The sequence below is a fragment of the Bradyrhizobium sp. 26S5 genome (assembly GCF_036923295.1).
GTDB classification, from domain to species: Bacteria; Pseudomonadota; Alphaproteobacteria; order Rhizobiales; family Xanthobacteraceae; genus Bradyrhizobium; species Bradyrhizobium septentrionale.
In genome coordinates, this window is sequence record NZ_CP145948.1 from 4,641,153 (window position 1) to 4,667,526 (window position 26,374).

General features: G+C 62.7%; 32 protein-coding genes and 1 pseudogene. 28 read left to right on the forward strand and 5 right to left on the reverse strand.

Annotated elements, in window-relative coordinates; genetic code table 11:
* Positions 1 to 3: 3 nt before the first annotated feature.
* From V5279_RS21380 to V5279_RS21430, 11 genes are all read left to right on the forward strand, one after another.
* Positions 4 to 399, forward strand: coding sequence for a hypothetical protein (locus V5279_RS21380; RefSeq protein WP_338700742.1), 396 nt, complete (start codon positions 4 to 6; stop codon positions 397 to 399).
* Entirely contained in the window at positions 396 to 773 is a 378-nt protein-coding gene (locus V5279_RS21385; RefSeq protein WP_338700744.1) for a hypothetical protein, read from the forward strand. Before V5279_RS21380 ends, V5279_RS21385 begins: the two co-directional genes overlap by 4 nt.
* A complete protein-coding gene (locus tag V5279_RS21390) occupies positions 773 to 1,063 on the forward strand; it encodes a hypothetical protein (protein ID WP_029085274.1) in 291 nt (96 codons plus the stop codon). The genes V5279_RS21385 and V5279_RS21390 overlap by 1 nt, the downstream gene beginning before the upstream one ends.
* Entirely contained in the window at positions 1,063 to 1,530 is a 468-nt protein-coding gene (locus V5279_RS21395) for a hypothetical protein (RefSeq protein ID WP_338700748.1), read from the forward strand. The genes V5279_RS21390 and V5279_RS21395 overlap by 1 nt, the downstream gene beginning before the upstream one ends.
* 11 nt (positions 1,531 to 1,541) lie before the next feature.
* Positions 1,542 to 1,997, forward strand: coding sequence for a hypothetical protein (locus V5279_RS21400; protein ID WP_338700750.1), 456 nt, complete (start codon positions 1,542 to 1,544; stop codon positions 1,995 to 1,997).
* Between the two features lie 21 nt (positions 1,998 to 2,018).
* On the forward strand, positions 2,019 to 3,242 hold the full coding sequence (locus V5279_RS21405) for a phage tail tube protein (protein ID WP_338700752.1): 1,224 nt from the start codon (positions 2,019 to 2,021) through the stop codon (positions 3,240 to 3,242).
* Positions 3,243 to 3,348: 106 nt separating this feature from the next.
* On the forward strand, positions 3,349 to 3,804 hold the full coding sequence (locus V5279_RS21410) for a hypothetical protein (protein ID WP_338700754.1): 456 nt from the start codon (positions 3,349 to 3,351) through the stop codon (positions 3,802 to 3,804).
* On the forward strand, positions 3,801 to 4,163 hold the full coding sequence (locus V5279_RS21415) for a phage tail assembly chaperone (RefSeq protein ID WP_338700756.1): 363 nt from the start codon (positions 3,801 to 3,803) through the stop codon (positions 4,161 to 4,163). Before V5279_RS21410 ends, V5279_RS21415 begins: the two co-directional genes overlap by 4 nt.
* A complete protein-coding gene (locus tag V5279_RS21420; RefSeq protein ID WP_338700758.1) occupies positions 4,163 to 6,379 on the forward strand; it encodes a hypothetical protein in 2,217 nt (738 codons plus the stop codon). The genes V5279_RS21415 and V5279_RS21420 overlap by 1 nt, the downstream gene beginning before the upstream one ends.
* A gap of 3 nt (positions 6,380 to 6,382) precedes the next feature.
* Positions 6,383 to 6,754 (forward strand): hypothetical protein, encoded by a 372-nt coding sequence (locus V5279_RS21425; RefSeq protein ID WP_338700760.1) that lies wholly within the window; start codon positions 6,383 to 6,385, stop codon positions 6,752 to 6,754.
* Positions 6,755 to 6,757: 3 nt separating this feature from the next.
* Positions 6,758 to 7,282, forward strand: a complete 525-nt coding sequence (locus tag V5279_RS21430) for a DUF1833 family protein (RefSeq protein WP_338700762.1) — start codon at positions 6,758 to 6,760, stop codon at positions 7,280 to 7,282.
* Positions 7,283 to 7,481: 199 nt separating this feature from the next.
* Here the strand turns inward: V5279_RS21430 and V5279_RS21435 are convergent.
* A pseudogene (locus V5279_RS21435) lies at positions 7,482 to 7,687 on the reverse strand (hypothetical protein).
* On the reverse strand, positions 7,687 to 8,076 hold the full coding sequence (locus V5279_RS21440; protein WP_175619271.1) for a hypothetical protein: 390 nt from the start codon (positions 8,074 to 8,076) through the stop codon (positions 7,687 to 7,689). Before V5279_RS21440 ends, V5279_RS21435 begins: the two are co-directional and overlap by 1 nt.
* Positions 8,077 to 8,677: 601 nt before the next feature.
* Here V5279_RS21440 and V5279_RS21445 point away from each other — a divergent pair.
* The 16 genes from V5279_RS21445 (at position 8,678) to V5279_RS21520 (ending at position 22,186) form a co-directional block, all read left to right on the forward strand.
* Complete coding sequence (locus V5279_RS21445) at positions 8,678 to 9,109, forward strand: hypothetical protein (protein WP_338700764.1); 432 nt, start codon at positions 8,678 to 8,680, stop codon at positions 9,107 to 9,109.
* Positions 9,094 to 12,597, forward strand: coding sequence for a host specificity factor TipJ family phage tail protein (locus V5279_RS21450; protein WP_338700766.1), 3,504 nt, complete (start codon positions 9,094 to 9,096; stop codon positions 12,595 to 12,597). The genes V5279_RS21445 and V5279_RS21450 overlap by 16 nt, the downstream gene beginning before the upstream one ends.
* Positions 12,598 to 12,604: 7 nt before the next feature.
* Positions 12,605 to 13,042: a hypothetical protein gene (locus V5279_RS21455; protein ID WP_338700768.1), complete on the forward strand. Its 438-nt coding sequence runs from the start codon at positions 12,605 to 12,607 to the stop codon at positions 13,040 to 13,042.
* The gene (locus tag V5279_RS21460; RefSeq protein ID WP_338700770.1) at positions 13,042 to 13,485 is read left to right on the forward strand and encodes a hypothetical protein; all 444 of its coding nucleotides are present in this window, start codon (positions 13,042 to 13,044) and stop codon (positions 13,483 to 13,485) included. Before V5279_RS21455 ends, V5279_RS21460 begins: the two co-directional genes overlap by 1 nt.
* Positions 13,482 to 13,886 carry a hypothetical protein gene (locus V5279_RS21465; RefSeq protein ID WP_338700772.1) on the forward strand — a complete coding sequence of 135 codons (405 nt, stop codon included), beginning with the start codon at positions 13,482 to 13,484 and terminating at the stop codon, positions 13,884 to 13,886. Before V5279_RS21460 ends, V5279_RS21465 begins: the two co-directional genes overlap by 4 nt.
* Positions 13,883 to 14,443, forward strand: a complete 561-nt coding sequence (locus tag V5279_RS21470) for a hypothetical protein (RefSeq protein ID WP_338700774.1) — start codon at positions 13,883 to 13,885, stop codon at positions 14,441 to 14,443. Before V5279_RS21465 ends, V5279_RS21470 begins: the two co-directional genes overlap by 4 nt.
* Positions 14,440 to 14,808 (forward strand): hypothetical protein, encoded by a 369-nt coding sequence (locus V5279_RS21475; RefSeq protein WP_338700776.1) that lies wholly within the window; start codon positions 14,440 to 14,442, stop codon positions 14,806 to 14,808. The genes V5279_RS21470 and V5279_RS21475 overlap by 4 nt, the downstream gene beginning before the upstream one ends.
* A 48-nt stretch (positions 14,809 to 14,856) precedes the next feature.
* Positions 14,857 to 16,788, forward strand: coding sequence for a pyocin knob domain-containing protein (locus V5279_RS21480; RefSeq protein WP_338700779.1), 1,932 nt, complete (start codon positions 14,857 to 14,859; stop codon positions 16,786 to 16,788).
* Entirely contained in the window at positions 16,785 to 17,207 is a 423-nt protein-coding gene (locus tag V5279_RS21485) for a hypothetical protein (RefSeq protein ID WP_338700781.1), read from the forward strand. The genes V5279_RS21480 and V5279_RS21485 overlap by 4 nt, the downstream gene beginning before the upstream one ends.
* 307 nt (positions 17,208 to 17,514) lie before the next feature.
* A complete protein-coding gene (locus V5279_RS21490; protein ID WP_338700783.1) occupies positions 17,515 to 18,006 on the forward strand; it encodes a septal ring lytic transglycosylase RlpA family protein in 492 nt (163 codons plus the stop codon).
* 407 nt (positions 18,007 to 18,413) lie between these two features.
* Complete coding sequence (locus V5279_RS21495) at positions 18,414 to 19,664, forward strand: peptidoglycan-binding protein (RefSeq protein ID WP_338700785.1); 1,251 nt, start codon at positions 18,414 to 18,416, stop codon at positions 19,662 to 19,664.
* Complete coding sequence (locus V5279_RS21500; protein WP_338701921.1) at positions 19,661 to 20,062, forward strand: hypothetical protein; 402 nt, start codon at positions 19,661 to 19,663, stop codon at positions 20,060 to 20,062. The genes V5279_RS21495 and V5279_RS21500 overlap by 4 nt, the downstream gene beginning before the upstream one ends.
* Positions 20,063 to 20,111: 49 nt before the next feature.
* The gene (locus tag V5279_RS21505) at positions 20,112 to 20,375 is read left to right on the forward strand and encodes a hypothetical protein (protein WP_338701923.1); all 264 of its coding nucleotides are present in this window, start codon (positions 20,112 to 20,114) and stop codon (positions 20,373 to 20,375) included.
* A complete protein-coding gene (locus V5279_RS21510; RefSeq protein ID WP_338701925.1) occupies positions 20,372 to 20,791 on the forward strand; it encodes a hypothetical protein in 420 nt (139 codons plus the stop codon). The genes V5279_RS21505 and V5279_RS21510 overlap by 4 nt, the downstream gene beginning before the upstream one ends.
* A 415-nt stretch (positions 20,792 to 21,206) precedes the next feature.
* Positions 21,207 to 21,596, forward strand: coding sequence for a hypothetical protein (locus V5279_RS21515; protein WP_338700787.1), 390 nt, complete (start codon positions 21,207 to 21,209; stop codon positions 21,594 to 21,596).
* A gap of 2 nt (positions 21,597 to 21,598) precedes the next feature.
* Positions 21,599 to 22,186, forward strand: a complete 588-nt coding sequence (locus V5279_RS21520; protein WP_338700789.1) for a hypothetical protein — start codon at positions 21,599 to 21,601, stop codon at positions 22,184 to 22,186.
* Between the two features lie 20 nt (positions 22,187 to 22,206).
* Here the strand turns inward: V5279_RS21520 and V5279_RS21525 are convergent, their stop codons facing one another.
* From V5279_RS21525 to V5279_RS21535, 3 genes are all read right to left on the reverse strand, one after another.
* Complete coding sequence (locus V5279_RS21525; protein ID WP_338700791.1) at positions 22,207 to 23,550, reverse strand: molecular chaperone; 1,344 nt, start codon at positions 23,548 to 23,550, stop codon at positions 22,207 to 22,209.
* 219 nt (positions 23,551 to 23,769) lie between these two features.
* Positions 23,770 to 24,771 carry an NADP-dependent oxidoreductase gene (locus tag V5279_RS21530; protein WP_338700793.1) on the reverse strand — a complete coding sequence of 334 codons (1,002 nt, stop codon included), beginning with the start codon at positions 24,769 to 24,771 and terminating at the stop codon, positions 23,770 to 23,772.
* A 67-nt stretch (positions 24,772 to 24,838) separates the two neighbouring features.
* The gene (locus tag V5279_RS21535; RefSeq protein WP_166295078.1) at positions 24,839 to 25,696 is read right to left on the reverse strand and encodes an oxidoreductase; all 858 of its coding nucleotides are present in this window, start codon (positions 25,694 to 25,696) and stop codon (positions 24,839 to 24,841) included.
* Between the two features lie 119 nt (positions 25,697 to 25,815).
* Here V5279_RS21535 and V5279_RS21540 point away from each other — a divergent pair, with 119 nt between their 5' ends.
* Positions 25,816 to 26,367 carry a TetR/AcrR family transcriptional regulator gene (locus tag V5279_RS21540; protein WP_338700795.1) on the forward strand — a complete coding sequence of 184 codons (552 nt, stop codon included), beginning with the start codon at positions 25,816 to 25,818 and terminating at the stop codon, positions 26,365 to 26,367.
* Positions 26,368 to 26,374 lie beyond the last annotated feature (7 nt).

Genomic DNA, 26,374 nt, shown 5'->3' on the forward strand with positions numbered 1-26,374 from the left:
GCGATGGACCGCGTCACGGCGCTGGTCGCGATCGCGCATCTGAAATTGCGGCTCGAGCTTCTCGAGCGGCATCCGGGGATCCTGGAGGGAATCGACATGATCGACATCAAACGGCCGATCGAGCTCGCCGGCATGCGCTCGCGCCTAGCGCGGGCAAAGAAGCTCGAGGCGGATATCGGCGTCACGGGCCAGCGCTATGATCGCGTGCTCGACAAGATCGACGAGCAGCATAAGGCGCTGCAGGGCCATGCCGGCGAGCTCGAGAACAACTCGGCGCAGCTCGAGCAGCTGCTCGGCAGCATGATCGCGGGGGACAATGGCGGCCCAAACGATGGCGAGGCCGGCCCGAGCGGCTCCGAGGTCGGCCAGGTCATCACCAGCAAGGTTGACGGCCAGTGACGCCGGACGAGTCCCTCGATCAGCATATCCGCGCGCTCGAGGAGAACGGCGAGACCGTCCTGGTCCGGCGTTACGCCGGCGTCGGACCGGCGCGCGCCGTCGCGAAAGAGGCGGCGGCCCTGGCGAAGGTCAAGGGCTATCAGCCGGCGGAGATTGTCGGCGAGATCCGCCAGGGCGACCGGCATGTCATCCTGTTGAATGATCCCTCGGCACCGGTGCCGACCGGCAAGGTTGCCTTGTCGACCATGCTGCCGCTGACGGATCGAGATTTCCTGGTGATCGCCGGCGCCGAGGTCAGCATCAAGGGCGTCGACGACGCGACCAGGCGCGTCCAGGGCCAGATCATCGCTTTCGAGATTCAGGTCCGCGGCTGATGGGCAAGGTATTCGACGAGGCCGACTATCAGCGCAGGCTCGACGCTGCGCGCAATGGGATCTCGACCAGTGAGGAGGCGCGTTTCGTCATCACGGGCGACCTGGCCGGCCTCAACGCGCGCAAGGCGTTCCAGGAGGCGAAAGAGCGCGCGCTGCAGAAGGCGCGCGCCAAAATGCTGCAGCGGATCGACCAGGAGATGACCGATCGCGACCGCGACGGCGTTTTGCCGACAGAGGTCGAGGAGATCGTTACAGGCCCGCATGATGAGCTCGTCTCGGTCGATGGCTGATGCGCATCGTTTTCCGCTACCTGGCGATGCAGGACATCGTCGATTTCGCGATCGAGACGCTGCGACAGCGATCGCCGGTCGGATCTGTCGACGATCCGCATCCCGGTCTCTACCGGGATAGTCACACGGTTTTCCTAAGTGGTCATGTCGTCAGCGACGTTTCGGCTTTTCGGCGCGGCGACCAGATCAATATCTCCAACCCGGTCCCTTACGCGCGCAAGATCGAGATCGGCCGGATGAAAATGAAGGTCGAGCCGAAGGTCTATCAGGAAACGGCGCTCCTGGTCGCGGCGCGGTTCGGCAATCGCGCCGCGGTGAAATTCACGTTCATGCCGGTCCGGTTCGGTGACGTCGCGGCCTATGCCGCCTTCTCGCAGCAGATCAAGGCCGGCCGGCGCCACATGTCGGACACGGCGCGCCAGGACTGGCTCGTCCGGCAGCCGGCCCTCGAGATCCGGGCACGCTAGAGGTTATTCCCATGGCTGATTATGCCGGCGCCGTTGCAGCGATGCGCGCGCGCTATGTAGACGGTTTCACGGCGGCGCCGAGCTCGTTCCAGAATGAAGATCGGCCGCAGACGCCCTGGCCGCCGCAGGGCACGCCCTGGTGCTATTTCGAGGTCGTCGAGACCCTGCGGCGCAAGCGCGGCGTCGGCACGCCTGGCAATCAAACCTGGCTGATTACCGGCAACATCTTCGTGCATGTGTTCGTGCCGAAGGGCTACGGGTTCGCCGCGCATCTCGCGCTCGCCGGCCAGGCCGGCGACCTGTTCAAAGACGCGACGTTCTACAACGCCGAGCCTGGCGCCTGTGTGCGCTGCTGGGGCGAGAACGGCGAGGGGCCGACCGTCCAGGGCGGCGACAGCGCCTCCGACGACGGCAACTGGTTCGGCCTGGTCGTCGTGATTCCTTTCCAGTTCTTTTTCATCGGCTGATCCAAACAGGAGACTGATCGCATGGTCTATCAAAGCAATTCTGCGGGCCGCGTCGCCTACAAGGCGCAGGCCGGCCTCGGCCAGGTGGCCGCTGCGGGCGCCGGCGCAATTGCGCTGCCGATCTCCGGCGGTTCAGGTGCCAAGCTGTCGAAAGCTGCGACGGAATCGCAAACGATCCGTAACGACGGCATGTCGATCCGCGGCCGTCACGGCACGCAAAAAACCTCGTCGAGCTACAACGCGGAAATGTGGCTCGGCTCGCATGACGCGATTATCGAGGCGATCATGCGCGGCACCTGGGATGCGACGCCGCTCAACAAGACGCAGGCCGATTTTACGTCATTGACGACGGTCGCGGACGGCATCGTTGTTGCCAACGGCTCGCCGATCGACATGGGCTTTAAGGTCGGCGATATCATCCGCGCGACCAATCTGCCGGACGCTGGCAACAATGGCCGCAACCTGCGGATCTCGGCGCTGTCCTCGACCAAAATCACAGTGCCGGAGACGCTGATCGTCAACGCTGCGCCGGATACGAATTGCACGATCGCGCGGCCAGGCAAGCGGCTGGTCAACCCGGCGGCGCTGGTCCGGCGTTATTTCGGGATCGAGGAATTCGAGAGCGACATCGGCAAGTCGACGGTCCTCGACGATTTCGTCTGGGGCACGGGCAAGTTTTCGATGGCGCCGAACGGAATCATCACGTTCGATGCCGGCGGCATCGGGACCGGCAAGATCCGGCCGTTGAATGCCGGCGTCCCGTATTTCACTGATCCCCAAGGCGCCAACGGCACGCCGTTCGCCGTCGTCGACGCAACCATCCGCCTCGGCGGCGTCGACCTGGTCGAGCTGACGTCGTTCGATCTGTCGCTCGATATCCAGCCGAGCGCGCCGGATGCGTTCGGCTCTGGCAACATCAAGTATGCGCCGGACGTGTTCACTGGCCCGCTGCGGGTGTCGCTCAACCTGACCATGCTGCGCAAGGATCTGCAGCTGTTGACCGATTTCGTCGCGGAAACGCAGTATTCCCTCAACATCCTGGCCGTCGACAACATGGCCGAGCCAAAAGATTTCATGTCGATCACGGTGCCGAATTTCACGCTCGGCGGCGTCGATCCCTCGGCGTTCTCCAACCAGGGCGGCGGTCGCACGCAGACGATCACGATCCCGCCGGCGCTGGTTGGCATCGATACCTCGGCGACCGGCAATAACAGCATGATCTCATTTCAGAGCACTGCTGCGTAGCGTTTTGAGTGATCGGCGCCGACAGAGGCCGATGGAATGTTCTCGCGAGAACCGGCCGCAGGGTTGTCGGACCCTGCGGCCAACCTTTCCGACAAAGGCAACCGACATGACTGAAGCAACTGCAATCCTCGATCTCTCCGCACATTTGCCCGTCGACACGTTCAAGCTGCAGATCCGCAAGCCTGGCACGGATACGCCGATCGGCTGGGTGATCGAGCTCGCCGGTCCGGCGCATCCGCAGACGATCGCGCTCAACAATGAATCAACCCGCGACGCGATCGAGAAGGCGATCGAGTTCGCGCAGGTCAACGGCCGCAAATGGAAAACCGAGGATGAGACGGTCGCCGATCGGCGCCGGCAGAACGTGACAAAGGTCTGCCGCCGGATCGTCAGCTGGTCGCCAAATCCGACGTTCACGACTGTTTCGCCAGATCCTATCCCGTTCACGCTCGAGAGCGCGGTCAATCTGTTTCTGCGGCCGGAGCTCGGCAGTTTCTTCGTCCAGGTCACTGACTACCTGACGAGCGAACGGGCTTTTACGAGGCCCTCAAGTCAGACTTGAGGGCATACGCCGAGCGCAGTTTTCTGCTCTCCTCGAGGGCCGGCGACGCCGGCGAGAGCTATCGCCAGGTCCTCGAGGGCCTCCTGCTTAGAACGCGCGATCCAAAGCGCAGGGCCGAGCGGGAAACGATCCTAAAGGTCCCGCCGATACCGCGGGGCCTGCTTTATCTCTGGCGCATCTATGACCGGATGCGCCGGCGCAAGGGCGGCAACGGTTTCGCGCTGTCGCCGTTGGAATGGCAAGACATCGACGCTTTCCTGCGTCGGACGCAAACCGACCTGGCTCCATGGGAGATCGAGATCATCGAAATGCTCGATGATCTCTATCTGGTCGATTACTCAAAACTGCAGGTGGATTGATGGCCGACCAGGTCGTGACCGAGCTCGTTATCGACGCGAATACGCAAGGCGCGGCCGATTACGAGCGGGCAATGGACAGTGCCGCCGGCGCCGCGCAACGCGGCACGGATGCGGCGACGGATTTTAACGTCGGCCTGATCGCGCTCGGCGCCGGCGCCGTCGCGGCGGCGGCGACGGTCAACAAGGCGCTGGATTATGTCGTCAGCTTTAACAAGTCGCTCGCCGACATGGGCGCGCTTGCCGATCGCGTCGGCCTGTCGCTCAAGGATCTGCAGGGCGTCCAGTTCGGCGGCCAGATCGCAGGGCTGACCGAAAGCCAGGTCAACGCCGGGCTAGAGAAGTCCGCGCAGCTGCTCAATGACGCGCAGCGCAATGCTAATTCGCTGTCGAAAGAGTTCGATGCGAACGGCGTCAGCCTGCGCAACGCAAATGGGCAGCTGATTAGCCAAAACCAGCTGCTGCAGATCGCGGCCGACCTGGTCAGCCGCGCACGCAATCCGCAGGACGCGACCGCGATCGCGCAAATGCTCGGCTTTACCAAAGAATGGGTGCCGCTGCTGCAACAGGGCGCCGGCGCGATGGCGGATCTCGGCAACCAGGCGCAGGCCGCCGGCGTCGTCATCGACGACGAGACGGTCAAGCGCGCGGCCGATTTCGATGCGGAGTGGCGCAAGAGCTCGATGCAGTGGTCGCTCTACATGAAAGAGGCTGCCGCGGGCCTGCTGCCGGTCATGGATGACCTGATCGAGCGGGCCGCCAAGTTCTTCAAATCGCTCGACCGTGACTCGATCGAGAAGGCTGCAAGCGAGCAACTCAGCGCTTTGTCCAACAGTGTCGGCGGTCCTAACGCAGATCAAACGGTCGGGCTTAGGATCGATATCACGCCGGAGGCAAAACAGGCGGTCGACGAGCTCTCGAATGCCGGCTCGCTGTGGGACGGCTGGGTTAAGCTGCTTGGCATCGTTTCCGCCAACCAGCCGTTAGCCAACATCAGGACGCTCTCGCCTGATGAGATCAAGTGGTACGCCGGGACCGGCTCCTCGATCTCCGACACAAGCAACGCGCAGAGCGATTGGGGCTGGCAGAACCAGGCTGCATCGCTCAAGTCGATGCAGGCAGGTCTGAACGGCCTGCAGTTCGGTTCGCGGTCTAACGTCGCATCGAAGGACGCGGCGGATGATCCGGTCGATCGCGCGATCAATACGCTGCGTCGTCATACCGAGACGCAGGAGGCCGATACCAGGGCAGTCGGCCTAGGCGATGCCGCACTCGCGGCCTTCCGTGCGACGGCCGCCGAGACCTCGGCAGTGCAGGCCAACGGCGGTAAGGAAACCGCCGACCAGGCGGCGCGGTTCGCAGATCTGCGCGATCGCGCCGCGGAGGCTGCTGACGCCCTGGCGCGGGCCAAGGTGAGCTCGCAGATCGATTTCAGCAGTAAGACGGCTTTCCTGTCCTCCGACGACGTCGCGATCGCGACGCAGCTCAAGGGGATCTATGGAAACGACGTTCCGGCGGCGCTGGATAGTACCTATGCGGCTGCGATCCGGACCAGCAGTGCTTTTAAGGGGATCTCCGGGACCGTCGAGAGCGACCTGGTCAACGGCCTGGCCGATATCACGACGAGTGCCAAGTCGGCCGGCCAAGGCTTTACCGACATGTCGAACCAGATCATCCGCGCGATCGAGCAGATGATTATCAAGATCACGATCGTCGAGCCGCTGATGCGATCGCTGCAGTCGGCGGCCGGCGGCCTCGGCGGGTTTTCGTTTAGCGGCGCGTCCGCCGGCGGTGCATCGTCGACCGGCTTTACTGGCGGCCTCGGCGGCCTCTACCACACGGGCGGCATCATCGGCTCGGAGCCGACGTCGATGCGTTACATTCATTCGGCGTATTTCGACGACGCGAAGCGTTTCCATAGCGGCGGCATCGCCGGCAACGAGGTCCCGATCATCGCGCAGCGCGGCGAGGGCGTCTTTACGCCAGGCCAGATGGCCGCGCTCGGAGCTGCCGCCGCCGCCGGCGGCGGCCGTTCGCCGCAGGTCACTATCAACAATTACACGGATGCGACGCCGAGCGTCGAGCAGGCGCCGAATGGCGACATTACGGTGACGTTGCGCAAGATGGTCGACGGCGCGGTCGGCGACTCGCTGTCGACCGGCGCCGGCCGGCGCGTTCTCGGCGACCAGTACGGCGTCAAACCGTTCACGGGGCAATAAGCCATGGCAGTGCCGGCATTTCCGATCGCAAACGCCGTCATCCTCAAAGACGGTTTCAATCTGCAGCGCGCGCGAGATCCGATCGCGACCGATATGGAGCAAGGCAACGTGCGCCAGCGTCCGCGACCTGGCGACAATGTCGGCACTGTGACGCAGACGGTCCGTTTCTACGCGGCCGACTATGACACTTTCGTCGAGTGGGTTAAGACGACGCTGAACCTCGGAACGGCGCGTTTCACCATCGATGTTTGGCTCGGAACGTCACTGGCGAACAAGGTCTGCCAGTTTATCAAGCCAGGCACGACACTCGTCGCCAGCTGGCCTAATCCGGGCCAGGTCGACGTCCGCATGACGCTCCGGGCTTACGACGTCTAGCCAATGCCGACGCACAATGAAGCGCTGCTCGAGGCTTATGCCTCCTGTCCGCCTAGCGCGCGGATCTATTACACGCTCGAGCTCTGGCAGTCGTCATTCGACCAGCCGGCGCGGGTTGTCGCCAATGTCGGCGATGATATGGCCTTTGGGCTCGAGGCCGGCGCGCCGCGCAATGCCGGCGAGACCGTGACATTCATCGCTTGCCCTTTCGAGGCCGGCTATCCGGAGCAAAAGGAAGGCCAGCCGCCGGCGACGACGATCAAGATCGACAACGTCAACCGCGAGCTGGTGCCGAAGATCCGCGCGGCGCAGGGGACGCGGGAATATATCCAGGTGCTTTATCGCGAGTATCTCGGCAGCGACCTGACCGAGCCGGCCTATGGGCCGATCGAATTCGAGCTGCGCAGTGTGCAGATGGTCGGGGCGTCGCTGACCGGAACGGTCATGGTGAAAAACCTGCAGAACAAGCGGTTTCCGCGCATCACCAAGAATTATGATTACGTGCAGTTTCCATCCTTACTGGCTTAAGGTGCCGGAGTCCGCTTTAGCTTCACAAAGCGACCTTGCACAAGGTATCGTCGAATGTCAGCCTTGGGCCACTTCCGGACTCATGCACCTTAAACAAGGACTCACTCGATCGGCAGGCCTTGGTGGCTATCGAACGGTCTCAGTCAGTAATTGCACCCTTTGGAGCGGTTCAACGCAACCGGGGAAGCGGCTTTCCACCCTAAGCTCCCCTGCCATCCTGTTTGCCGATCACGCAGCGCCATGCCGCAAGGCGTTCGGCCGGGTGCTCCTTCATCCACGCAGCGAGTTGCGGCGCACCCATCAGGCAGGACTCATCGAGACGTCGGCGAAGTCTGAGGTGGTAACGGTCTGCTCGTGGCAATTTGCCGGAGAGGAGAGATTGCAGAGCACGGCGATGATCTTGATTACGGCTGGAGAGCCCCATCGCTGCGATGAGCATTTGCCCGGATGATCTTGATGGCCTTGGCCACCGTGCGCGGATTCAGGCCTAGCGCGCGGATCACTTCCTTCTTCTTGCAGCCGAGATTGCATTCGAGGTAGCCGCGCACACGCTCGACGTTGAATGCCTCCAGCTCCTTGGAGCCGGGGCGCAGGTTCAGCGCTTCAATGGTACAGAATTCGGGGGACATGTTTGAAGCTGCCCACCCGGTCATGCACGCCATTCGACGTTCAGCGCTAGCAGCCGATCGGGCGAATGCTTTGGCCGCATCAACATGCGAAGTAGCTTTCTCAGCTCGCCGCTCGTAGTCGTCGGCAAGGGCCTTGAGCTGACCCGCACTCGCTGAGTCGGTCATGGTTTGGGCTGCGCGGAGCAAAGTCCATGCTGTCTCTAAATATGCCTTGCCTCGTTGTGAGACCTCGACCATCACAAAGTCCTCGCGCGGTGCTCTAGCAGCTGGTTGAAGGTGATCCGGAGCCAACCCACCCAATTGCGGTCACTTTCCCTGCGAGCTCTGAAGCGATCGGCGCACTTCTTGGAACAAAGAGGTGTTCGCCACGAGTAGTGCCGGACGAGACCGAACTTGCCATCACAAACTGCGCATCGCGCGGCACTGCCAGATTTAATGCTTTCGGAGCAGTTGAGCATTGTAGTCTCCTCTTGGCCTTATCGCAGCTGTTCGTCGATCATCCTTTTTCACTGTCGCACTTGATGAACCTGTGCGCCTTTCCAAACGCATGCAGCCTAAGACGATCACGATCAACAGCTCAACTGAACGTAGGTAATCGTCCGGCATCTTGAGGGGTGAACGGAACGATACGAAGGTTTAGGGCGCCCCCCTTTCCGCAATGGTCCAAAAGCCGCCCATGGCGGTCAAGCTAACCGACGTCCGCTCTTTCTCAATGAGCTGACCTACGTCGAGTTATCCGCCCAGTCGTTTCGAAGGAAACGGGCTCTTGTCTATTGATCGTTCGTCATTCCTGTCGCCGCTGATCGGCGAGCCATGGGCCTGGCAGTCCCGCAACTGCTGGGATTTCGCCTGCCATGTGCAGCGCGAGCTGTTCGGCCGCGAGCTGCCGCAAATCGCGGTGCCGGCCGATTTCAGCAGGCGTTGGGTGCTCGAGGAGTTCGCCGGCCATCCGGAGCGCGCGCGCTGGCGCCCGGTGCCGGACGGTCCCGGCGGCCTGGTGATGGCCGCTGACGGCGCGCTGGTGCTGATGGCCCATGCGCGATTTCCCGCCCATACCGGCGTCTGGCTGCGCCAGGAGGGCCGGGTGATCCACTGCGACAGCCAGGCGGGCGTGGCCTGCGAAACCGTCCTGGCGCTGCGCCAGGTGGGTTGGAAAAACCTCATGTTCTTCGAGCCGGTGACATGCACGGATCTGTGAAGCGATTGCCCAAGCCGCCGGCGAGCTCGCCGGAGCGTCCGCGAGCTCGTCGCGAGCGCCGCAGCGCCGCCGCGCGTCAGCCGGTGCTGCATCTGGTGATGCCTGGCCTCGAGGTCGGTTGCGCCGAACCGCGGCCGAGGGAGACCGTCGCGGCCTTCCTGCGGCGTACAGGCTGGGCAGCGCGCGATCGGGCTTTCGGCTGGCAGTTCAAGAAAGGCCTGCCGACCGTGCTCGAGATCAACGGCGAGGCGGTGCTGCGCAGGGATTGGCGGTCGCGCCGCATCGGGCCGGCCGATGCGGTTCGCTTCATGTCCTATCCGCTCGGCGGCGGCCAGGGCGGCAATACGGCCAAACAGATCATCGGCCTGGTCGCGTTGGTCGCGGTCTCGGCCTTCGCCATTTGGGCCGGCCCTGCGCTGTTTGGCGCCGGTACGTTTGGCGCGCTCGCGACGACCGCGGCGATCGGCATCGGCGGCTCGCTGCTCGTCAACGCCCTGGTGGCGCCAAAGGCCGGCGCGACCAATACGCCGAGCGCAACGCAGGACCAGATTTACTCGGTCGCAGCGCAGGGCAACGTCGCCAAGCTCGGCCAGCCGCTGCCGGTCTGGTATGGGCGCGTAAAGGACTATCCGGATTTCGCCGCGACGCCCTGGGGCGAGTTCGTTGCCAACGATCAATACCTCAACGTCCTGCTGTCGCCGACGATGGGCAGCATGCAGTATGAGGCCGTCTATATCGACGATACCGTTTTCTGGGACGCGACCAACGGGATCGCGGCAGCGTTCTCGGATGCGCAGATCGCATTTTATGAGCCTGGCAGTGCGGTCGCACTGTTTCCGACCAACGTCGACCAATCCGCCGAGGTCAGCGGCCAGCAGCTGCCATCGGGGACCGGAACATCAGGCGGACAATATGACGCCAACGGCTTTCCGTTCGGCGCCTCGGCGAGAACGCCCGGCGCCTGGATTGGACCGTTCGCGGCAAACCCGGCCGGAACGCTGGCGCAATCGCTTGCTGTCGATTTCGTCTTTGCGGCCGGCTGCTACACGGTCAACGGCCAGGATGGCTCTATCGGTTATTCTAACGTCGGCCTGACCGCAGAATATGCGACCTGCGACAACGCCGGCGCGCAAACCGGACCGTTCAACCCGCTGTTTTCGATCGTGCGGCAGTATGCATCGCAGGCGCCGGTCCGCGACAGCGTCAAGGTCGACGTCGCGCCTGGCCGTTATCTTGTCCGCTTTCGCCGCGAGGACGCCGAGCTGTCCGGGACCGCGGGCAGTAATTCCGTGCTCTGGGCCGGCCTGCGCTCGTTCCTGAAAGGCAGCAATTCGTTTCCGGACGTCTCGACGATCGCGATCCGGTTGAAGGCGTCGCAGTCGACGCAGGGCGCCTATAAGTTCGGCGTGCTGGGCACGCGCAAGGTGCCGGTTTGGAATGGGGCGGCCTTCGTCACTCAGGCAACCCGCAACCCGGCTTGGGCCTTCCTCGACGCAGTCACCAGCGGTCAGTATGGATCTGGGCTGTCGATCGCCAAGGTCGACTTTAACGCCGTTGTGGCGCATGCGGCCGGCTGCGACGCTCGCGGCGACACGTTCGATTATCGATTTACGACGGCCGTCGCCGTGCCGGATGCGCTTAACAAGATCCTGGCGCCGTCTCGAGCGCAGCATTACTGGCTCGGTGATACCGTTTCGATCGTCCGCGACGAGTGGCGCGACGTGCCGACCATGCTGATGACCGACCGCGAGATCGTGCGGGATTCGATGCAGGTCAGTTTCACCATGCTCGGCGAGGAAGATCCCGACGCTGTCATGGTCGAGTATGTCGACGAGAGCACCTGGCGGCCGGCGCAGGTGCAATATCCGCCGGAGAGCGACACATTTACGTCGGTCAATGCCGAGACCAAGCGCGTCGACGGCATCGTCAACCGTGACCAGGCATTCCGGGAATGCGCGTTTTATTATCTGCAGTCGATCTATCGGCGGGAAAACGTCGCGCTCGGCTCAGAGTATGAGGGCAGGGCGATCACGCGCGGATCTGTGGTCAGGGTTCAATCCGATCTGCCGGAGAACTACGGTTACGGCGGCGCCGTCGTCGGCGTCGCCGGCGCGACGCTGACGCTCAGTCCTGCGCCGGTCTGGGATAGTGGGCCGTTCTATATCCGGTTGCGGAAGCCGAACGGGAAATTCTTTGGTCCGGTGCTTTGCAGCCGCGGCGTCGACGCCGCGCATGCGGTCCTCGACGCTGCCAGCCTGGCGACCGCGGAGAGCGCGCAAGCGACGACGCTGACGGCCGTCCTGGCCCGCGAGGATGGTGCGGAATATCCGTCATTTGACCTCGGCACGGGAGCAAGCCAATCGCGGCTGTGCGTTGTCCTCGACGGCTCGCCGAACGGCGACCAGTTCACGCTCAACATGGTGGTTGATGACGAGCGGGTTCACGCGACGGATCTCGGCAACCCGCCGGTGCTGCCGAGCGCGCAATATCCGTCAAACGACAAGGTCCCGCTGGTCTTTGGGCTCAATGCCTACATCAGCCAGGGCACGGCCGAGCCGCGGCTGTTCGCCAGCTGGTTTCCGACCGCCGGCGCGCTCTACTACGTCGCCGGCGTCTCCTATGACGAGGGCAAGAATTGGACGCAGGTCTTTGAGGCTGCCGAAAACCAGTTCGATACGGTCGTCAGCCTGGCCGCGGTGAGGCTCCGCGTCCAGGCGGTCAATGCGACGATGCGCGGCGCGTATTCGACCGTCGACCTCGAGGCGCCGACCGTCAAGCTGTCGCCGGGCATGGTCACGCTCGAGTCGTTCAATGCGGCCCTGAAAAATCAGGTCACGGCGGTCGCGGATCAAGATAACGACGAGATCAATGCGGCCCTGCAGCTGATCTCGTCGACCGCTGCTAACCAGGACGCCCGCAACTGGCTCGACAAAAAGTCGATCAAGTCGGAAATCTCAGCCCGCGTCGGTGCGGCCTTCGCGCAGATCTCGACAGTCCAGACCGTGGCAGTCGACGCGCAGCAGGCGGTCGCCGATCTCACGACGTCGGTCAGCACTCAGTTTGGCGACGTCAACGCATCGATTACCGAGCAGTCCAGCGCGATCTCGAGGATCGACGGCTATGCCGCGGCTGCCTGGTCTCTGACGCTCAACGTCAACGGCTACGTGACCGGAATTCAGCTGGTCAATGGCGGATCTGGGGTCTCGGCCTTCACGGTCGTCGCCGACAAGTTCCAGATCCAGCTGCCGGGCTATAACGGGAATTTGCCAAAGGCTGTTTTTACGGTTGGCACGATCAACGGCGTCGCCTCGATCGGCATCACGGCGAATATGTATCTCGACGGCGTGCTGACGGCACGCATGATGAACGTCGGCACATTGAGCGCGATCACGGCCAACGTCGGCACGCTGACCGCTGGTGTGATCCAGAGCTCGGACGGCAAGGTGGTCCTAAACCTGACCGCCGGCACTCTGATTATTTCGGAGTGACCGGACGATGGCGGTCCGGATCTATATCGATGCTTCGCGGGTGTCAGTATCGAAGCCCGGATACGACGCGCAGTTTCCGCCGGCCGTCGATTACAAGTATCTGTCGCTCGACAGTCGGCTCAACCAGGGCAGGCCTCTCGAGGTGGGGCTCATTCCAGCCTACACGTTCCTGAGTGGCACCAAGATATTCTATTCGGGCACGTATCCGACGCCGCCGGCGGTGGACATCGTCCCTTACAGTCTGTCCTCGGGAGTCGCGGGATACGGTCAGACGCTGGTCATGCGGGACGCCAACAGCTCTACCGCCATTCAGCGCTCGCCGTTCGCTGTGCTGTGCGCGAGGGATGGATTTACTCCGGATGATTCCGGCCTGGTGTTCGCTAGGTACTCCCGCTTGCACGGGCTCGGGTTCAATCTTTTCTATATCGCTTGGAAGGTCTGGTAATGGCGCGCCGGTTCCTGATGGGCCTGCATCCGAGCCTCGGTCAATATGGCGTCTGGCTCTCCGTGCCTGCTGTCGACGTCGTCGTCACGGCCACTGCCGCAGCGCAGTTCCTTTTGAAATCGGACGTCAAAAACGAGCAGGTCATCATGTCGGGCAGCATCTTCCTGCCAGCGCTGAGCGGCGACGTCGCAGTTCCTTACCCGGCGACGCTGCCGCAGAATCCCTATGTCTCGTTTAGGACCTACATCGACTCTGGAGTGGTGTCGTATCCCTACCGCCTGGACATGGCCGTGCCGCGGGACATCACCATCGGGGGCACGATCTTTTATGAAATCTCGAACGGTTTCCGCATCCAGAACAACCAGATGATTTTCAACAACTCGCTTTCCGAGTCTTACGGCATTTATGTCGACTACATGATTTTCAATCGGAGCCTCGGATGACGCAGCGCGTCCTGTTGCAGGGCGGACCCGCCGCAAAACTAGTGGTCAGCAAGCCCGGCGTCGACGCGGCGCTGGCGAACCTCGACCAGACCGTTTTCGATTCTCGCTGGTCCGGTCACCAGTTCTATTTGAGCGGCACGCTCGACAGCATCAATGACAGCGTCGCGCAGCTGAATTTCGGCGAGACCCTGCCGGAAGTCCCGTTCATGCTCGGCTACTGTGATCCCAGCATCCTCCTCAATCCCGGCGCGCAGTACCTGCAATGCGAGGCGTACCGCGGAGGCGGCACAGATTTCTGGATCTATGCGGCAGTGACGTCGTCGGCGATTCAGTTCCGGTTCAAGTTCGGTAACCAGCAGGGCCGGCTCTATTTTTCGCTTTTCAGGAGGATCGCGGGATGACGGGAGTAACGCTCGACAGCGCTTGGGCAACGCCTGGGTTTGTCCCGGCCGGCGCCGAAAGCCAACCCGTTGCAGTCGTCGCGGAGCCGGTCAGCGTCGACGAGCCGGAAGCGCTCAACAAAGCAAAAACGCTCGTTCGGCATGATGCGAACGGTTTCATCACACAGGTTATTCTCGAGGCTGCCAGGCCTATGGACGAGATCTCCAAATCGTTCACCGAGGCCGGCATCGATCACATCCTCTATGACGGACCCGTCGACATCAAAGAGGCCTATATCGACCTCTCGCAAGATCCGCCGGCGGTGTTGCCAAAGCCTGACGTTGTCATCAGCGGCGAGATCCGGCCGATCAAGGCGGACGGCGTCGATGCTCTGCATCTGACGGTCCAGCCGGAAAAATTCTCGGTCTACGTCTGGTTCGAGAACAGGCTGGTCCACCAGGAGGACGTCGTCGACGGCGGTCTCGAGTTTGCGATCGACCAGGCCGGCACGTTCCGGGTAACCATTGTGGCCGCGCAGCCGTACAAGGTCGGCGCCTTCGAGGTTGTCGCGCAATGAAAATCAGCATCTCGCCGCTCGTCCAGGAGAAGAAGCGAGCGGAGCGCCGGATCAATACGTTCCTGATGGTCGAGGGGCATGACGTCGCGCATACTCGAAAGCACATGCTGGCGCTGTCAGTCCAGGGCGGTTCGGCGCCGACCGCTGAGTTTGAAGAGGCTGCCAGGATCGAAGGCAAAACCGCACAGGAGCTCGCGGCCATCATCCTCGCCAAGCCTGACGATCTCATGGTCAAAGAAAACAGGCGCAGGGGCCTAATCGTGGCCGTGCGCAATGCGCAGACTTTGGAAGAGCTCGGCAAGATCCTCGCGGACAATAGCGTGCCAGCGCATTACGAGGACCAGCGGCTCGCTCTGCTGCCGTAGCCTCAACACTCAACCAACCAAGCTAATGCAATCGAGGGGTTTCTCGAGATGACGGCACTTGCCAGCTATTCAAGCGGAGCGATCTCGGTTGCCGCAAACGGAACGACCGTCACAGGCGTCGGAACGATATGGTCCGGCACCAACGTTCGGCCTGGCGACGTCCTGCAGATCGGCAATTTTCAGACGATCATCGCTGACGTCACTGATCCGACGCATCTCGTTATCCCGCCATGGGGCGGCGGCGCGCAGGCGGGCGTCGCTTACGTCGTCTGGAAAGTGTCGCCGCAGCGCATCGCCGGCGCGCAGGCGATGGTCGACGTTTCGACGCTGGTCGCTGCGCTGAATACGACGGGCTTCTTTTGGTTTGTCGATGCGTCGCTCGCTGCGCCTGATCCGTCGCTTGGCTCGGATGGACAATTTGCGCTGCAGCCGTCGACCGGGAAAATGTGGGTTCATGTCGCCGGCGCATGGTCCTTCCTCGGGATCTATCGCGGCCTCGGCACGCCGGCGCCGTATGACAACGCGAAAACCTACAACCTGATGGACGTCGCAACCTCTGGCGGCTCGTCCTACGTCTGGATCAATCCGGCGCCGGGCTCCGGCCAGGCGCCGCCGAATGCGACCTATTGGGCCGTGCTCGCGAGCAAGGGCGACCAGGGCGCGCAGGGTATCCAGGGCGCGGGTTACGGCGGAACGTCGACGACGTCGCTCACGATCGGCGCCGGCGCGCAGGCGTTCACGACGCAGGCCGGCCTGGCGTATCAGAACGGCGCGCGTGTTCGTGCGACCTCGACGGCCAATCCGTCGAATTGGATGGAGGGCCTCGCGACCTATGCCGGCACGATCCTGACGATCACGGTCGACAAGACCAACGGCGCCGGCACGATCGCGAGCTGGAATTTCAACATCGTCGGCCAGCCTGGCGCCGGCGATCTGAGCTCGGCGAACAATCTCTCCGATGTGGCAAACCCTGCGACGGCGCGCCTCAATCTCGGCATCCGCCAGGTGATCGATTTGAGCGGTCCAGGCTGGGACTTCAACGCCGTTACGAATACCGGCAGCTATCAGGTCGGCAACACGACAAACACAAACGCGCCGTTCGCCGGCGCGCTGTGGTACCTCGAAGTGCTGGCCTATAGTCTCGCAGGCTATGTCGAGCAGCGCGCCGTTGTCCTCAACGGCACGGCTACCAATACGCAAACCTATTTCAGGGTGCTGCAGGCCGGCACCTGGTATCCGTGGCGCCTGTTGCTTGCACATGACGACAACCTGGCCGCTCTGGCGAACAAGGCTACCGCCAGGACAAACCTCGGCGCGGTCGGCAGGCTCAACCTGCTGCGGTTCACGGCGTCAGGCACCTACAATCCGTCCGCGAATATCATCGGCGCTCTGGTCGAAGCGCTGGGCGGCGGCGGCGCCGGCGGCGGCGTTTCGCCGAATTCCTCTTATGTGCTCGCCGGGCCTGGCGGCGGCGCCGGCGGAAGGTCGCTCCGATGGCTAACAGCCGCGCAGCTCGGCGCCGCGCAGACGGTTGCGATCGGCGCCGGCGGAGCGGGCAACTCCGCCGGCGCCGGCGGCACGGGTTCGCCGACGAGCCTAGGATCGCTCGTCGTCGCTGCCGGCGGTCTCGGAGGCGGCGCCATGTCGACCGGCTCGGTTGGCGCGCCAGGTGGCGGCGGCACCATCACGACAGGCGATTATGGCTTTACGGGAAACACGGGAGACAACGGGCACTATCAGCAGATGGCCTCGATGACAAACATCATCGTCGGCAAGGGCAAGGGGGCTGATAGCCCGTATGGCAGCGGCGGCGTCGGGATCATGGGCAACGCAACGGCCTATCAATCGAACGGGAACGCGGCAACCGGGTTCGGCGCCGGTGGCGGCGGCGGTCTCTCCAACCAGTCGGCCGCGTCCAACATTGCAGGCGGCGCGGGCTCGTCCGGCTTAATCAACATCTGGGAGTTTCTCGCACAATGATCGGTTACATTCTCGACGCGCAGGGAAGCATCGTCAGCGCGCTTGTGTTCGACGACGAGCCTGCGGAGTTCACGCCGCCAGATGGCCACACGCTCGTCATGGGCGGCGACTACGCGATCGGCGGCACGCTGGTCGGCGGCGTTTACTCGCCGCCAACGCCGCCGGCAGCTGATCCGCTGCCGCCTCCGCCTCCGCCGGATTCCTGCACCAAGCTCGGCCTGAAACGCGCCTTTGATGAGCTCGGCAATTGGGCCACGGTCAAGGCCGAGATCGCGGCGGATGCGGCCGTCCAGGAGGAATGGGATCTCGCGACCGAGATCCGGCGAGCTGATCCTCTGGTGCAGCACATGATCGCGGTCGTCGACCTCTCCGACGAGCAGGTCGACCAACTGCTGATTCGCGCTAACGCCCTGGTCTAACCGGGCGGCGTGCGGCCCCTGCGCGGATATCGACACGCGCCCGCAACCGAAGTCGGATTTCTTAGCGGACATCGGCCTATCCAATGCTCCGTTCAGTCATGCTGCTGACGCAATCTCTGCGTTAGTTGGTGAGAACTAAGAACACTGTGCGAGGGGCCGCCCTGGTTCCCTCATCGGTTCCGTCGCCACGATCGGCACGAATCCGCAAAAAATTGGCGCAAGTTCGAGAACGCCTCCGCGTTCGTTTGGCCATGTTTTGCGGCATCGGGAACCGAACAATCGAAAACAATCAGTCAAGGAGTTATGAATGCTGTTTCGATCGAGCGCCGCAACTTGCGGCGCCGTAGTCGCGTTTGCCGTTTCCGTAACCGTTGCTCGAAGTGAAATCGAAGCAGTTCATTCTAGCGCCGTCGTCAATGATGCTTGCGGGGATGCGATCGTTGGCGCTGCATCAATGTACAACCCGTTCCGGCCCGGATCGCAGGAGGGCGGCCCGAACACAGCCTCCGGCGAGCGCTATGATCCCTCCGTCTGGGCGGCTGCCATCAAGACGAGCTTGCGTCAGAAATTTGGTGGGGTCCAATATGGCGCGAGGCCGAAGTATGCCCTCGTTGAGGCTGTAGGCAAGAAGGTCATCGTCAAGATAAATGACGTGGGGCCACTAACGCCTGGTCGCGTCATTGACCTCAGTGAGCAGACTATGCGCTATTTCGATCCAAGCCTGCAGCTCGGGGTGATTCATGGCGTAACAGTTAGGCCGCTGTCCGGCGACTATTGGATCCCCGGGCCGGTTGGCTGAACATCGCTCGCGAAAGAGGTATAGGTAGAGCACGGCCCCTCCTGGACGGTGGGAACGCCTCGATGGCCTGCTCGCTACTGCATCTTTGAGACGATGCTACTTTGGCGACAAGGCGCCGGCCGAGGCGGGCGCAATTTTCGTTGCCATCAGCTCTGAATGTAGAGAACCAGTCCGAAGTCCCTCGTGCCCCTGAGCGAACATCGGCGCATTGGCCACCGAAGTCGGCTTTTGACCGAAGTCGACCATCCGCTCCGTTGACCGGCGGACCCAGCTACTCAGATCAAGCGATCTACGGCCTGTTGCAGCGGGTGATCGCGGCCCCTCCGACAGCGACCAACTGCTGATACGCGCAAACGCCCTGGTCTGACCGGGGCCGCGCTCTTTCATTCCACAAGAGGATTATCACGATGACCAACGCAGTAGTTTCTGCGAGCGCTATCGATTTGCATGGGATCTCGCGTGCGGCCTTCGATCTGATCGTCGCCGCCGAGGTCACCAGCGAAGCCTGGTATTCAAAGCATCTGAGCGGGCCGACCTGGCCCCGTGAACAATCCGGCGTGACCATCGGCTGCGGCTATGACGTCGGCCAGACGACGCGCCAGCAGTTCCTGGCCGATTGGTCCGGCAAGATCCCGGATGCCATGTTGAAGGCGTTGGCGAAGTGCTGCGGCGTCACGAGGCAGGCCGCGGCTGGGCTGGCTCGCAAGCTGCGCGGCGTCGTCGATATCCCGTGGGACGTCGCGCTCGAGGTTTTCTCGAGCCACGACATTCCGCGCTATCTGGTGATCTGCCGGCGGCTGTTGCCCGGTTTCGACGAGCTCTCGCCGGACTGCAAAGGCGTCATCCTCTCGATCGCGTTTAATCGCGACGCCGGCGGCTTCAATAAGCCCGGCACGCGCTGGACCGAGATGCGCCAGATCAAGGCGGCGATCGGCAGCGGCGAGCTCGCCAAGATCCCTGGCCTGATCCGGTCGATGAAACGGCTCTGGCCTGACAGCAAGGGTCTGCGCGTGCGGCGCGACGACGAGGCGGCGCTATTCGAGCACGGTCTCGCAACGTCGCATCCGCATGAGCATGCGAAGCTTGCGACGACGCCGGCGCCGGTAGATCCTGACGTCGTCGCGCATGTCCAGGAGCGGCTGCGCGAGCTCGGCTATTACGACGTCGGCCAGGTCGACGGCGAGCAATCGCCGCAGGGCCGGACCGAGGGCATGATCCTGGCCTATCGCAACGCGCGCGGCCTGCCGCTGACGCCTGCGATCGACGACCAGCTGATCGCCGAGCTCGGCAAGCCGCAGGCGCCGCGCCAGGTCGCCGAGGCGCGGGCGGCTGCGACCGTCGAGGATCTCCGCGACGAGGGCTCGCAGACCATCGCGCTGACCGACCGCGCCAAGGGTTGGGCCGGCAAGATCTTCGGCAGTTCGACCGGCCTCGGCGGCGCCGGCGTGCTCGCCTGGGTGACCGATCGCGCGACGCAGGTCTCGGCGGCAAAGGAAGCGGTCGGCGGCCTCGGCCTGACGCCTGGCGCGATCCAGGCGATCGCGATCGGCGTCGCTGCCCTGGTCGTCGTCGCCGGCGTCGGCGTCCTGGTCTGGTTTGTGGCCGACACGCTCGAGCAGCGCCGCCTGGCTGATTACCGCGCGGGGAAGCACTCATGAGCTGGATCGTCGCGATCGCCATGCGCCTGGCGGGCCTCGCCGGCGTCAGCCTCTCGCCATTCGCCGCCGGCGCGCTGTTCGCCGGCGGCCTGGCGGTGCTCGCCGGCGGCGCCGCGATCGCCGGCGGCGCGCATCTCTACAACGCCGGCTTTAGTTCGGCCGATGCCAAATGCGAGGCGGCACAGGTCGCCGAGCAGAATGCTCAATTGCAGGCGCGCCTCGAGGAGAAGGATCGCCAGCTCGTTTTTGCCAACGCTCTGCAACAGCGCGACGCCAAGCGCGCCGCGGAGGCCGAGGCGCAGCTCAAGTCTAACCAGGGGGCAATCGATGCAACGCCGGCTAATTCTAACAAGTGTTTTACTCGCGACATGTCTCGCCGGGTGCGCGGGGTTCGGTAGCCAGCAACGCCTGCAGGCGCCGCCTCCGGATGCGCCGAACATCCCGGCGATGCCGGCGGACGTTGCCGCCTGCGAGCGGACGCCGGTCGATACGCCGGATCGCGACCTCAACGCCGGCGAGATCGAGCGGCTCTGGAAAACCGACCGCGCGACGCTGGCAAAGGTCAATGCGTGCCTGCGACGTGCCGTCTGCCAATACCAAGACGTCCGCGAGGGCATCGGCCGCGTCGAGGGCGTTGCCTGCGACAGCGCGCCGCCGGCGGAAAAGCCGGCGCCTCGGTTCGGCCTGTTCAAGCGAAAGAAGGCGAAATGAGCGACGCGGTGACATGGGGCGCCATCGCCGCGGCGATCGGCTTGCTGCTGACGATCATCGGCTTTTGGACGCGGTATTCCGACCGCATCACCAAAGCCGAGGCCGCCGCGGCGGCTGCCGCAACGGCGGCGGCCGGGGCGGCTACTGCTGCTGCCGAGGTCAAGCGCGCGGCCGAGATAGCAATCGCCGAGGCCAAGCGAGAGGCGCAGGCCGCGGCCGAGGAAGCGCGCGCGCTCGCTGCAAAGCTTTACCAGGTGGAGATCTGGTCGCGCGATGAGTTCGTTCGCAAGACCAGCTTTGAAAATGTCATCCGGCGCCTCGAGGCCGGCTTCGGCGAGCTGAAGAGCGACATTGGCGGCCGGCTCGATCGCATGACCGATCGGATCGAGACCATCAAGACCGGCGCGCCGCACTAGGCCATGTTTCGCATCGTTGTCGTCGTCGCGCTCGCGCTGATCTGCTCGAGCTCGGCGACCGAGGCGCGGCCACTTCTCGGCCGAGCGAACGGCAAGGATTGTCGTCATCGTCCGCGCGCGCCAGCTCTTTCGTCAGCGCCTTGCGGTTGCCGCCGGACAGCGGTGTGGGGTGGTGTTTCGGGGCCATAAGGCCCATTTTCCCGCCGAATCGAACGTGCGGGAAGCCGCTAGCACTGGTTGAACCTGGGGCAGTCTAATCTAGCGATGGGTCAATGCAGCTATTATTAGGGGGCAACGATTGCATTGCAGCACTCGGGGAAGAGGACAGGCAGCTTGTTGATGGACCAAAGGCCGACTATCTATGGTTGAAGAATCGCGCTAGAAGACCGCATTTCAAGGACGAGTTCCTAGTTGCATGGCACGATCATCGACCGGCATTAGTGCCGCGGGTGCGGAACGGGTTGAGCTTTACAAGGTTGACCAGCGGTACAAGACGGCCAGGACTTTTTTCCGATGTTGCTTGGGCGTCGGCGGTGTCTACTATCTGCGTGATGCTGTCTTTCTCTTAGCCGGTCAAACGACGAAGTTGGCAATTGAGCTGGCTGTATTGGCTGATTTTAAGTTCGCGATAACCCTTACGCTGGCAGGTTGTGCCGCCGGCTGGGCCGTCATCGAACGAGGCCTCCGTTACCGCAAAGTCGAGTATTTCCAAAACAGAATCAGAGACTTGGAGCTTGCAATTGATCCGACCCGCACTACCTCGGGCTTAACGCCGAAAGGCAAGACGCATCCCAAGGACAAATGACCATGGCTGAGCAAGGTGCGAATGCATTAGTGGTGATTGGCGTCCTATCCGGTCTCCTATTTTTGGTTTACGGCCCTTGGCAGTGGGTATGCACTGACTGGGCTCGCCAAATTGCCTTTGAAAAGCGAGACCAACTTTTCGATATGGCGCGCGCTGGCGAGCTAAACTTCAAATCTCGTGAGTACCGTGCGATCCGCGCATCGCTCGAATCTAGCATTCGATTTGCACACGATCTGTCCTGGCCGCTGCTGCTTAGCTACCTTGTGGCTAGGCGGCGTATGGTCGGTGAAAAGAGCGACCTACTGGACGCCGTCAATCGCATTAGCGATCCCGACACGCGTCGAAAGGTGAGCAAGGCGGTAAACGATGCGCAACGGGCGCTGCTCGTGATGGTGATTGCGAAATCTCCGCTCGCCGTCTTGGCTCTGCCACTTGTCGTCTTAATTCTCGCGGCGGTCTTCTTTATTGACCGGTGCCGACGCCATGCAGTGGCATGGGCCAACTTCTTTGCGAACGTGATTCAGGTTGAGGCGGAAGGACTTCCTCAACTCCAACCACAGAAGAGCCGATCCTTCTGGCAACTCCAGTAAGCAGAAGGCACATCGTTGCCTTACGCCGTTGCCGCCACCAGTTGCAGCGGAGCGGGCACTGGCATTCCCGGCGCCAGCGCGATCAGCTGAATATACTTCCGCTTTAGATCCAGCCCGTGACCGTCGCCGTAAATTGGCTTCTTGGTGTCGTGTCCCATCAGCTCGTCTTTGAGCTCGTCGGGTGTTTCGACGCTCCGCAGGCGATCTTTAAAGCCGTGCCGCAGTGAATAAAGCGTATGGCTTTCGGTTTCGCGCAGGCCATGATCGGAGAAGTACGCATTGACTGCGGCCGATAGGGTGTCGCCCTTGTCGCGGTAGTGCGGGAAGCCGTCAGGGAATTGCCGCATCGCCTCCAGCGAGATCCCGATCAGTGGAATGTCGCGGTCGGAAAACGCTGTTTTCAGCACGCGATCGTCTGGCCGCACGCGCATATGCGGGATTGGCGCGTCCAGGACGATATGTCGGCGGCGCAGGTTGATGATCTCGCTCGGCCGGGCGCCGGTGTTGATCATAACCATGACCACGGCACGCTCCTCATCGTTCATGGTCTCCAGCGCGCCGGCCGCCAGGAGGCGATTGACGATCCACCAAGGCGAGAAAGGCGGCCGAGGCCGCGACGCATCGCCCTCGAGCCTTGCGCCGGCGAATACGCGATCGAGGTTGAGCCGGTGGCGTTTGGAAACAGCCGACAGCATGCCCGTGATGTGCGTCAGGTTGCGATTGGCCGTCGCCGCCAGGACTTCGCCGTCGACCACGCGCTCGGTCCAGTGGTCGGTATATTTCAGCGCGTCATCGCGCGTCAGTCGCGTGATGGCCTTGTCGCCGATGACGGTGATCAGCAGCTCAACCGCGCGTCGCTTGCCGTTCTTCCATTTCTTGAACTGGCCGGGCGACATCTTGGCAATCGTCGTTTTCTTGGCGACCTCGAATTCATCGAACAGGCCGGACAGCATGATCTCCGGCAGGTCGACGCCGCCGAGGGTGGCCGCGGCCGTGGCAGGGTCATGCCTACGATCGCCTACCGCGAGGGCGTCGATCCGGCGGAGGATCTCCGCAAGGGCCTCTTTGGCGACGTCGTCAACCGGCCGGTAGGTGAGCTGCAAGGCCTGCGCGCGCTGCCGGGCCTCCTCGAGCGCGACAATGGCGTCACGGGTTCCCCCGCCGGCGGCGGCTCTCCAGGACGCCTCCAGGTCAATATTGAGCTGGTCAGCGACCCGGCCGGCGCGGATGCCTGACCGATCCTCGGCGACGCGGATCTTGGTCGACTGTTTGACGATCCCCCGTGCGTCAACCGCGGCGAATTCGGGCGGCACGCGCCGCACGAAATGCCAGTATCCTTTTCTCTTGGTAAGACGCTCCGGCATCGGACCCTGTTGGACGTTTTGTTGCACGCCAGCATCGAAGGAGTTGCCGTCAGAAGTCAATAAATTACGGATTATCCCGAGATTTCAACAGGATCGTTGGCAAGGCCACTCGCGCCGCTAGGGAGCGCCATCGGCGCCAATCCGCGATGATCTGCGACAATACATGATGCGGTCCTGTTCAGCTCAGGGAACCGCAATCGACGGCCAACGTCGACGCCATTACGTCATCCGGACAACGACCTTTCCTTTGGCTCGACCCTGATCGAGATACGCAAGCGCTTCCTTGGCCTGCTCGAATGGAAATACCCGATCTATCACCGGCCGAATGTGCCCAGCCTTGAGAAGCTCACCGATCTCTGCGAGTTGACCACCGTCCGGGCGCACGAACAGGAACGAGTAGGCGACGCCGTACTTTTTGGAGCGGCGAATAATCTTGCGGCTCAGTAACCCGAACAAGGACACCATAAGAAAGTTCATGCCTCGGGCCCGAGCGAATACGGCGTCGGGCGGGCCGATAAGCGAGATGACGGTGCTTTTAGGCTTCAGAATCCGGAGGGATTTTTCGAGAGCGTCGCCCCTGACTGTGCCCAGCACGGCATCATAGTCACGCAGCACATCCTCAAATTCCTGCTTCTTGTAATCAATCACCTCGTCGGCGCCGAGGCTCCGCACCAGATCCACGTTTCCGGTGCTGGTCGTCGTCGCCACCTTTGCTCCAAGGTATTTCGCGAGCTGGATCGCGAATGTGCCAATGCCCCCGGAGCCTACGGGGATGAACACCTTGTTACCCGGCTTGAGGTGCGCACGCTCCTTGAGCGCCTGCCACGACGTCAACCCGACCATCGGGATCGAGGCCGCTTGCACAAAGTCGAGATTTGGCGGTTTGAGTGCCGCGGCACTCTCGGGCACGAGCGCAAATTCGGCAAGCGCGCCGCCGACCAGATCGAAGATACTGGCGAAGACGGCATCGCCCGGCTTGAAGCGAGTCACGCGACTTCCAACCTCCACAACGACGCCGGCCAAATCGCTGCCCAGCGTGGCCGGCAGCTGAAGCAGGAGGATGGGCTTGAACATTCCTTTCGGAATCATGTTGTCGATTGGATTCAATCCCGCCGCGTGGACCTGAACGAGAATGTCATCCGGCTTTGGCACTGGCCGGGGAGCATCAACCAACGCGACTTGATCCGGCTTGCCATAACGCTTTAAGACAAGTGCTCTCATGCTTTGCGATGTCCCTGGGGGCTTGACTGTGGCAACGACAGTAGACGCATGCACCGCGCGCAGGCCGTTAGAAAGCACGGGCAGGGCGGGCGGGCTGCGACGCGATTGGTGCATCCAGCCGAAGGTCTTTTCGAATCCCGGCGTCCACCAGGCGTGCAGGCGCGAATCTGCGAAGCAATCGCAACCGGTTCGCAAGTCGACCGGCAGCGTATCGGATCTTCGGACGCGCCGCGTTGGCCGCCTTCAGCACGGTGTCTGCAACAACGCCAGGCGGTTCGGCGGTCGCCATCACTTCGCTCACCCTTTTGCTTACGCCCGCACGGGCCTCGCGATACTCATCGAGCTTGGCATCCGGTTCGATCAAGTTCGCGTCGAATGGCGTCTTCGTGTAGGCAGGCTCGATGACCGAGACCCGGATGCCCCTCGTGCGGAGCTCGTGGTCGAGTGATTCTGAATAGCCTTCCACTGCGTGCTTGGTGGCGGCATAGAGCGCGCCATACGGCATCGGCAGAAAGCCGAGCACGGAGCCGATGTTGATGATGCGACCACTGCCTTGCCGTCGCATGTGAGGCACGACGGCGCGCGTCATCCGGACAAGCCCGAAGAAGTTTGTTTCGAAGATCGACCGGGCCTGTTCGAGCGAGCTCTCTTCCGCGCCGGCGGGCGCAACACCGAAGCCGGCGTTGTTCACGAGCAGATCGATGCGACCGTGGCGCCGTATCACTTCGCTGACGGCAGCCTCCACGGATTCGTCGCTTGTCACGTCGAGGGGTAGGATCTCGAACGATCGTTTGCCTGCTCGGGCTTCCCGTCTGCTGGTGCCGTAGACTTTGTAGCCAGCTTTCGCGAGCCGCTCCGCCGTGGCTTCGCCGATGCCTGACGAAGCACCGGTCACGAGCGCGATTTTTTCCTCGATCCTGGTCATGGCCATCTCCTGACAGGGCGCCGATCCCATCGTTCTTTGATGGCGATCGTAATTATTGATTTACATGACGATCGTAATTATAATTGTCAAGACCCCGCCCCAACCCCGGGAACTGCGACATGCGCGTTTCAAAAGAGCAGGCTGCCGAAAATCGCGAGCGTATCCTCAAGGCCGCCTCACGCCTGATGCGGGAGCGCGGCATCTCCGGCGTAGGCGTCGACGCGCTGACCGAGGCGGCCGGGATGACGCACGGCAGCCTGTACAGTCAGTTTGGCTCCAAGGAACGCCTGGTCGAGGAAGCGGTGGCCTATGCGATAGCCACCAAAGGGCAAGAAGTGCCTGAGGTATTTGCTCTCTCCGACTACATTTCAGAATACCTTTCGGACGCGCATCGGGACATGCCGGGAAGCGGCTGCCCCTTCGCAGCCCTGTGCTGTGAGATGCCGCGCCAAAGCAGCGGTGTGCGAGAGCGTTTCACGGCAGGAGTGTGGGGCATGATCGGGCTGCTGAGCGGTCGAATGGGTTCTGGGCTGAAGCCACGGCAGCGCGAGGAGAAGGCGCTCGCGACCGTCGCCTCCCTGGTTGGGGCGCTCGTGCTCGCGCGGGCCGTGAACGATCCCAAGCTATCGGACGACATTCTTCGCGCGACCAAGAAAGAATTGGGCAACTGACCGCTCA

Coding starts and splice junctions, on each gene's coding strand:
- V5279_RS21380 (WP_338700742.1), top strand. CDS start 4: ATGGACCGCGTCACGGCGCTGGTCGCGATCGCGCATCTGAAATTGCGG.
- V5279_RS21390 (WP_029085274.1), top strand. CDS start 773: ATGGGCAAGGTATTCGACGAGGCCGACTATCAGCGCAGGCTCGACGCT.
- V5279_RS21395 (WP_338700748.1), top strand. CDS start 1,063: ATGCGCATCGTTTTCCGCTACCTGGCGATGCAGGACATCGTCGATTTC.
- V5279_RS21400 (WP_338700750.1), top strand. CDS start 1,542: ATGGCTGATTATGCCGGCGCCGTTGCAGCGATGCGCGCGCGCTATGTA.
- V5279_RS21405 (WP_338700752.1), top strand. CDS start 2,019: ATGGTCTATCAAAGCAATTCTGCGGGCCGCGTCGCCTACAAGGCGCAG.
- V5279_RS21410 (WP_338700754.1), top strand. CDS start 3,349: ATGACTGAAGCAACTGCAATCCTCGATCTCTCCGCACATTTGCCCGTC.
- V5279_RS21420 (WP_338700758.1), top strand. CDS start 4,163: ATGGCCGACCAGGTCGTGACCGAGCTCGTTATCGACGCGAATACGCAA.
- V5279_RS21425 (WP_338700760.1), top strand. CDS start 6,383: ATGGCAGTGCCGGCATTTCCGATCGCAAACGCCGTCATCCTCAAAGAC.
- V5279_RS21430 (WP_338700762.1), top strand. CDS start 6,758: ATGCCGACGCACAATGAAGCGCTGCTCGAGGCTTATGCCTCCTGTCCG.
- V5279_RS21440 (WP_175619271.1), bottom strand. CDS start 8,076: ATGACCGACTCAGCGAGTGCGGGTCAGCTCAAGGCCCTTGCCGACGAC.
- V5279_RS21450 (WP_338700766.1), top strand. CDS start 9,094: ATGCACGGATCTGTGAAGCGATTGCCCAAGCCGCCGGCGAGCTCGCCG.
- V5279_RS21455 (WP_338700768.1), top strand. CDS start 12,605: ATGGCGGTCCGGATCTATATCGATGCTTCGCGGGTGTCAGTATCGAAG.
- V5279_RS21460 (WP_338700770.1), top strand. CDS start 13,042: ATGGCGCGCCGGTTCCTGATGGGCCTGCATCCGAGCCTCGGTCAATAT.
- V5279_RS21465 (WP_338700772.1), top strand. CDS start 13,482: ATGACGCAGCGCGTCCTGTTGCAGGGCGGACCCGCCGCAAAACTAGTG.
- V5279_RS21470 (WP_338700774.1), top strand. CDS start 13,883: ATGACGGGAGTAACGCTCGACAGCGCTTGGGCAACGCCTGGGTTTGTC.
- V5279_RS21475 (WP_338700776.1), top strand. CDS start 14,440: ATGAAAATCAGCATCTCGCCGCTCGTCCAGGAGAAGAAGCGAGCGGAG.
- V5279_RS21480 (WP_338700779.1), top strand. CDS start 14,857: ATGACGGCACTTGCCAGCTATTCAAGCGGAGCGATCTCGGTTGCCGCA.
- V5279_RS21485 (WP_338700781.1), top strand. CDS start 16,785: ATGATCGGTTACATTCTCGACGCGCAGGGAAGCATCGTCAGCGCGCTT.
- V5279_RS21490 (WP_338700783.1), top strand. CDS start 17,515: ATGCTGTTTCGATCGAGCGCCGCAACTTGCGGCGCCGTAGTCGCGTTT.
- V5279_RS21495 (WP_338700785.1), top strand. CDS start 18,414: ATGACCAACGCAGTAGTTTCTGCGAGCGCTATCGATTTGCATGGGATC.
- V5279_RS21500 (WP_338701921.1), top strand. CDS start 19,661: ATGAGCTGGATCGTCGCGATCGCCATGCGCCTGGCGGGCCTCGCCGGC.
- V5279_RS21505 (WP_338701923.1), top strand. CDS start 20,112: ATGCCGGCGGACGTTGCCGCCTGCGAGCGGACGCCGGTCGATACGCCG.
- V5279_RS21510 (WP_338701925.1), top strand. CDS start 20,372: ATGAGCGACGCGGTGACATGGGGCGCCATCGCCGCGGCGATCGGCTTG.
- V5279_RS21515 (WP_338700787.1), top strand. CDS start 21,207: ATGGCACGATCATCGACCGGCATTAGTGCCGCGGGTGCGGAACGGGTT.
- V5279_RS21520 (WP_338700789.1), top strand. CDS start 21,599: ATGGCTGAGCAAGGTGCGAATGCATTAGTGGTGATTGGCGTCCTATCC.
- V5279_RS21525 (WP_338700791.1), bottom strand. CDS start 23,550: ATGCCGGAGCGTCTTACCAAGAGAAAAGGATACTGGCATTTCGTGCGG.
- V5279_RS21530 (WP_338700793.1), bottom strand. CDS start 24,771: ATGAGAGCACTTGTCTTAAAGCGTTATGGCAAGCCGGATCAAGTCGCG.
- V5279_RS21535 (WP_166295078.1), bottom strand. CDS start 25,696: ATGACCAGGATCGAGGAAAAAATCGCGCTCGTGACCGGTGCTTCGTCA.
- V5279_RS21540 (WP_338700795.1), top strand. CDS start 25,816: ATGCGCGTTTCAAAAGAGCAGGCTGCCGAAAATCGCGAGCGTATCCTC.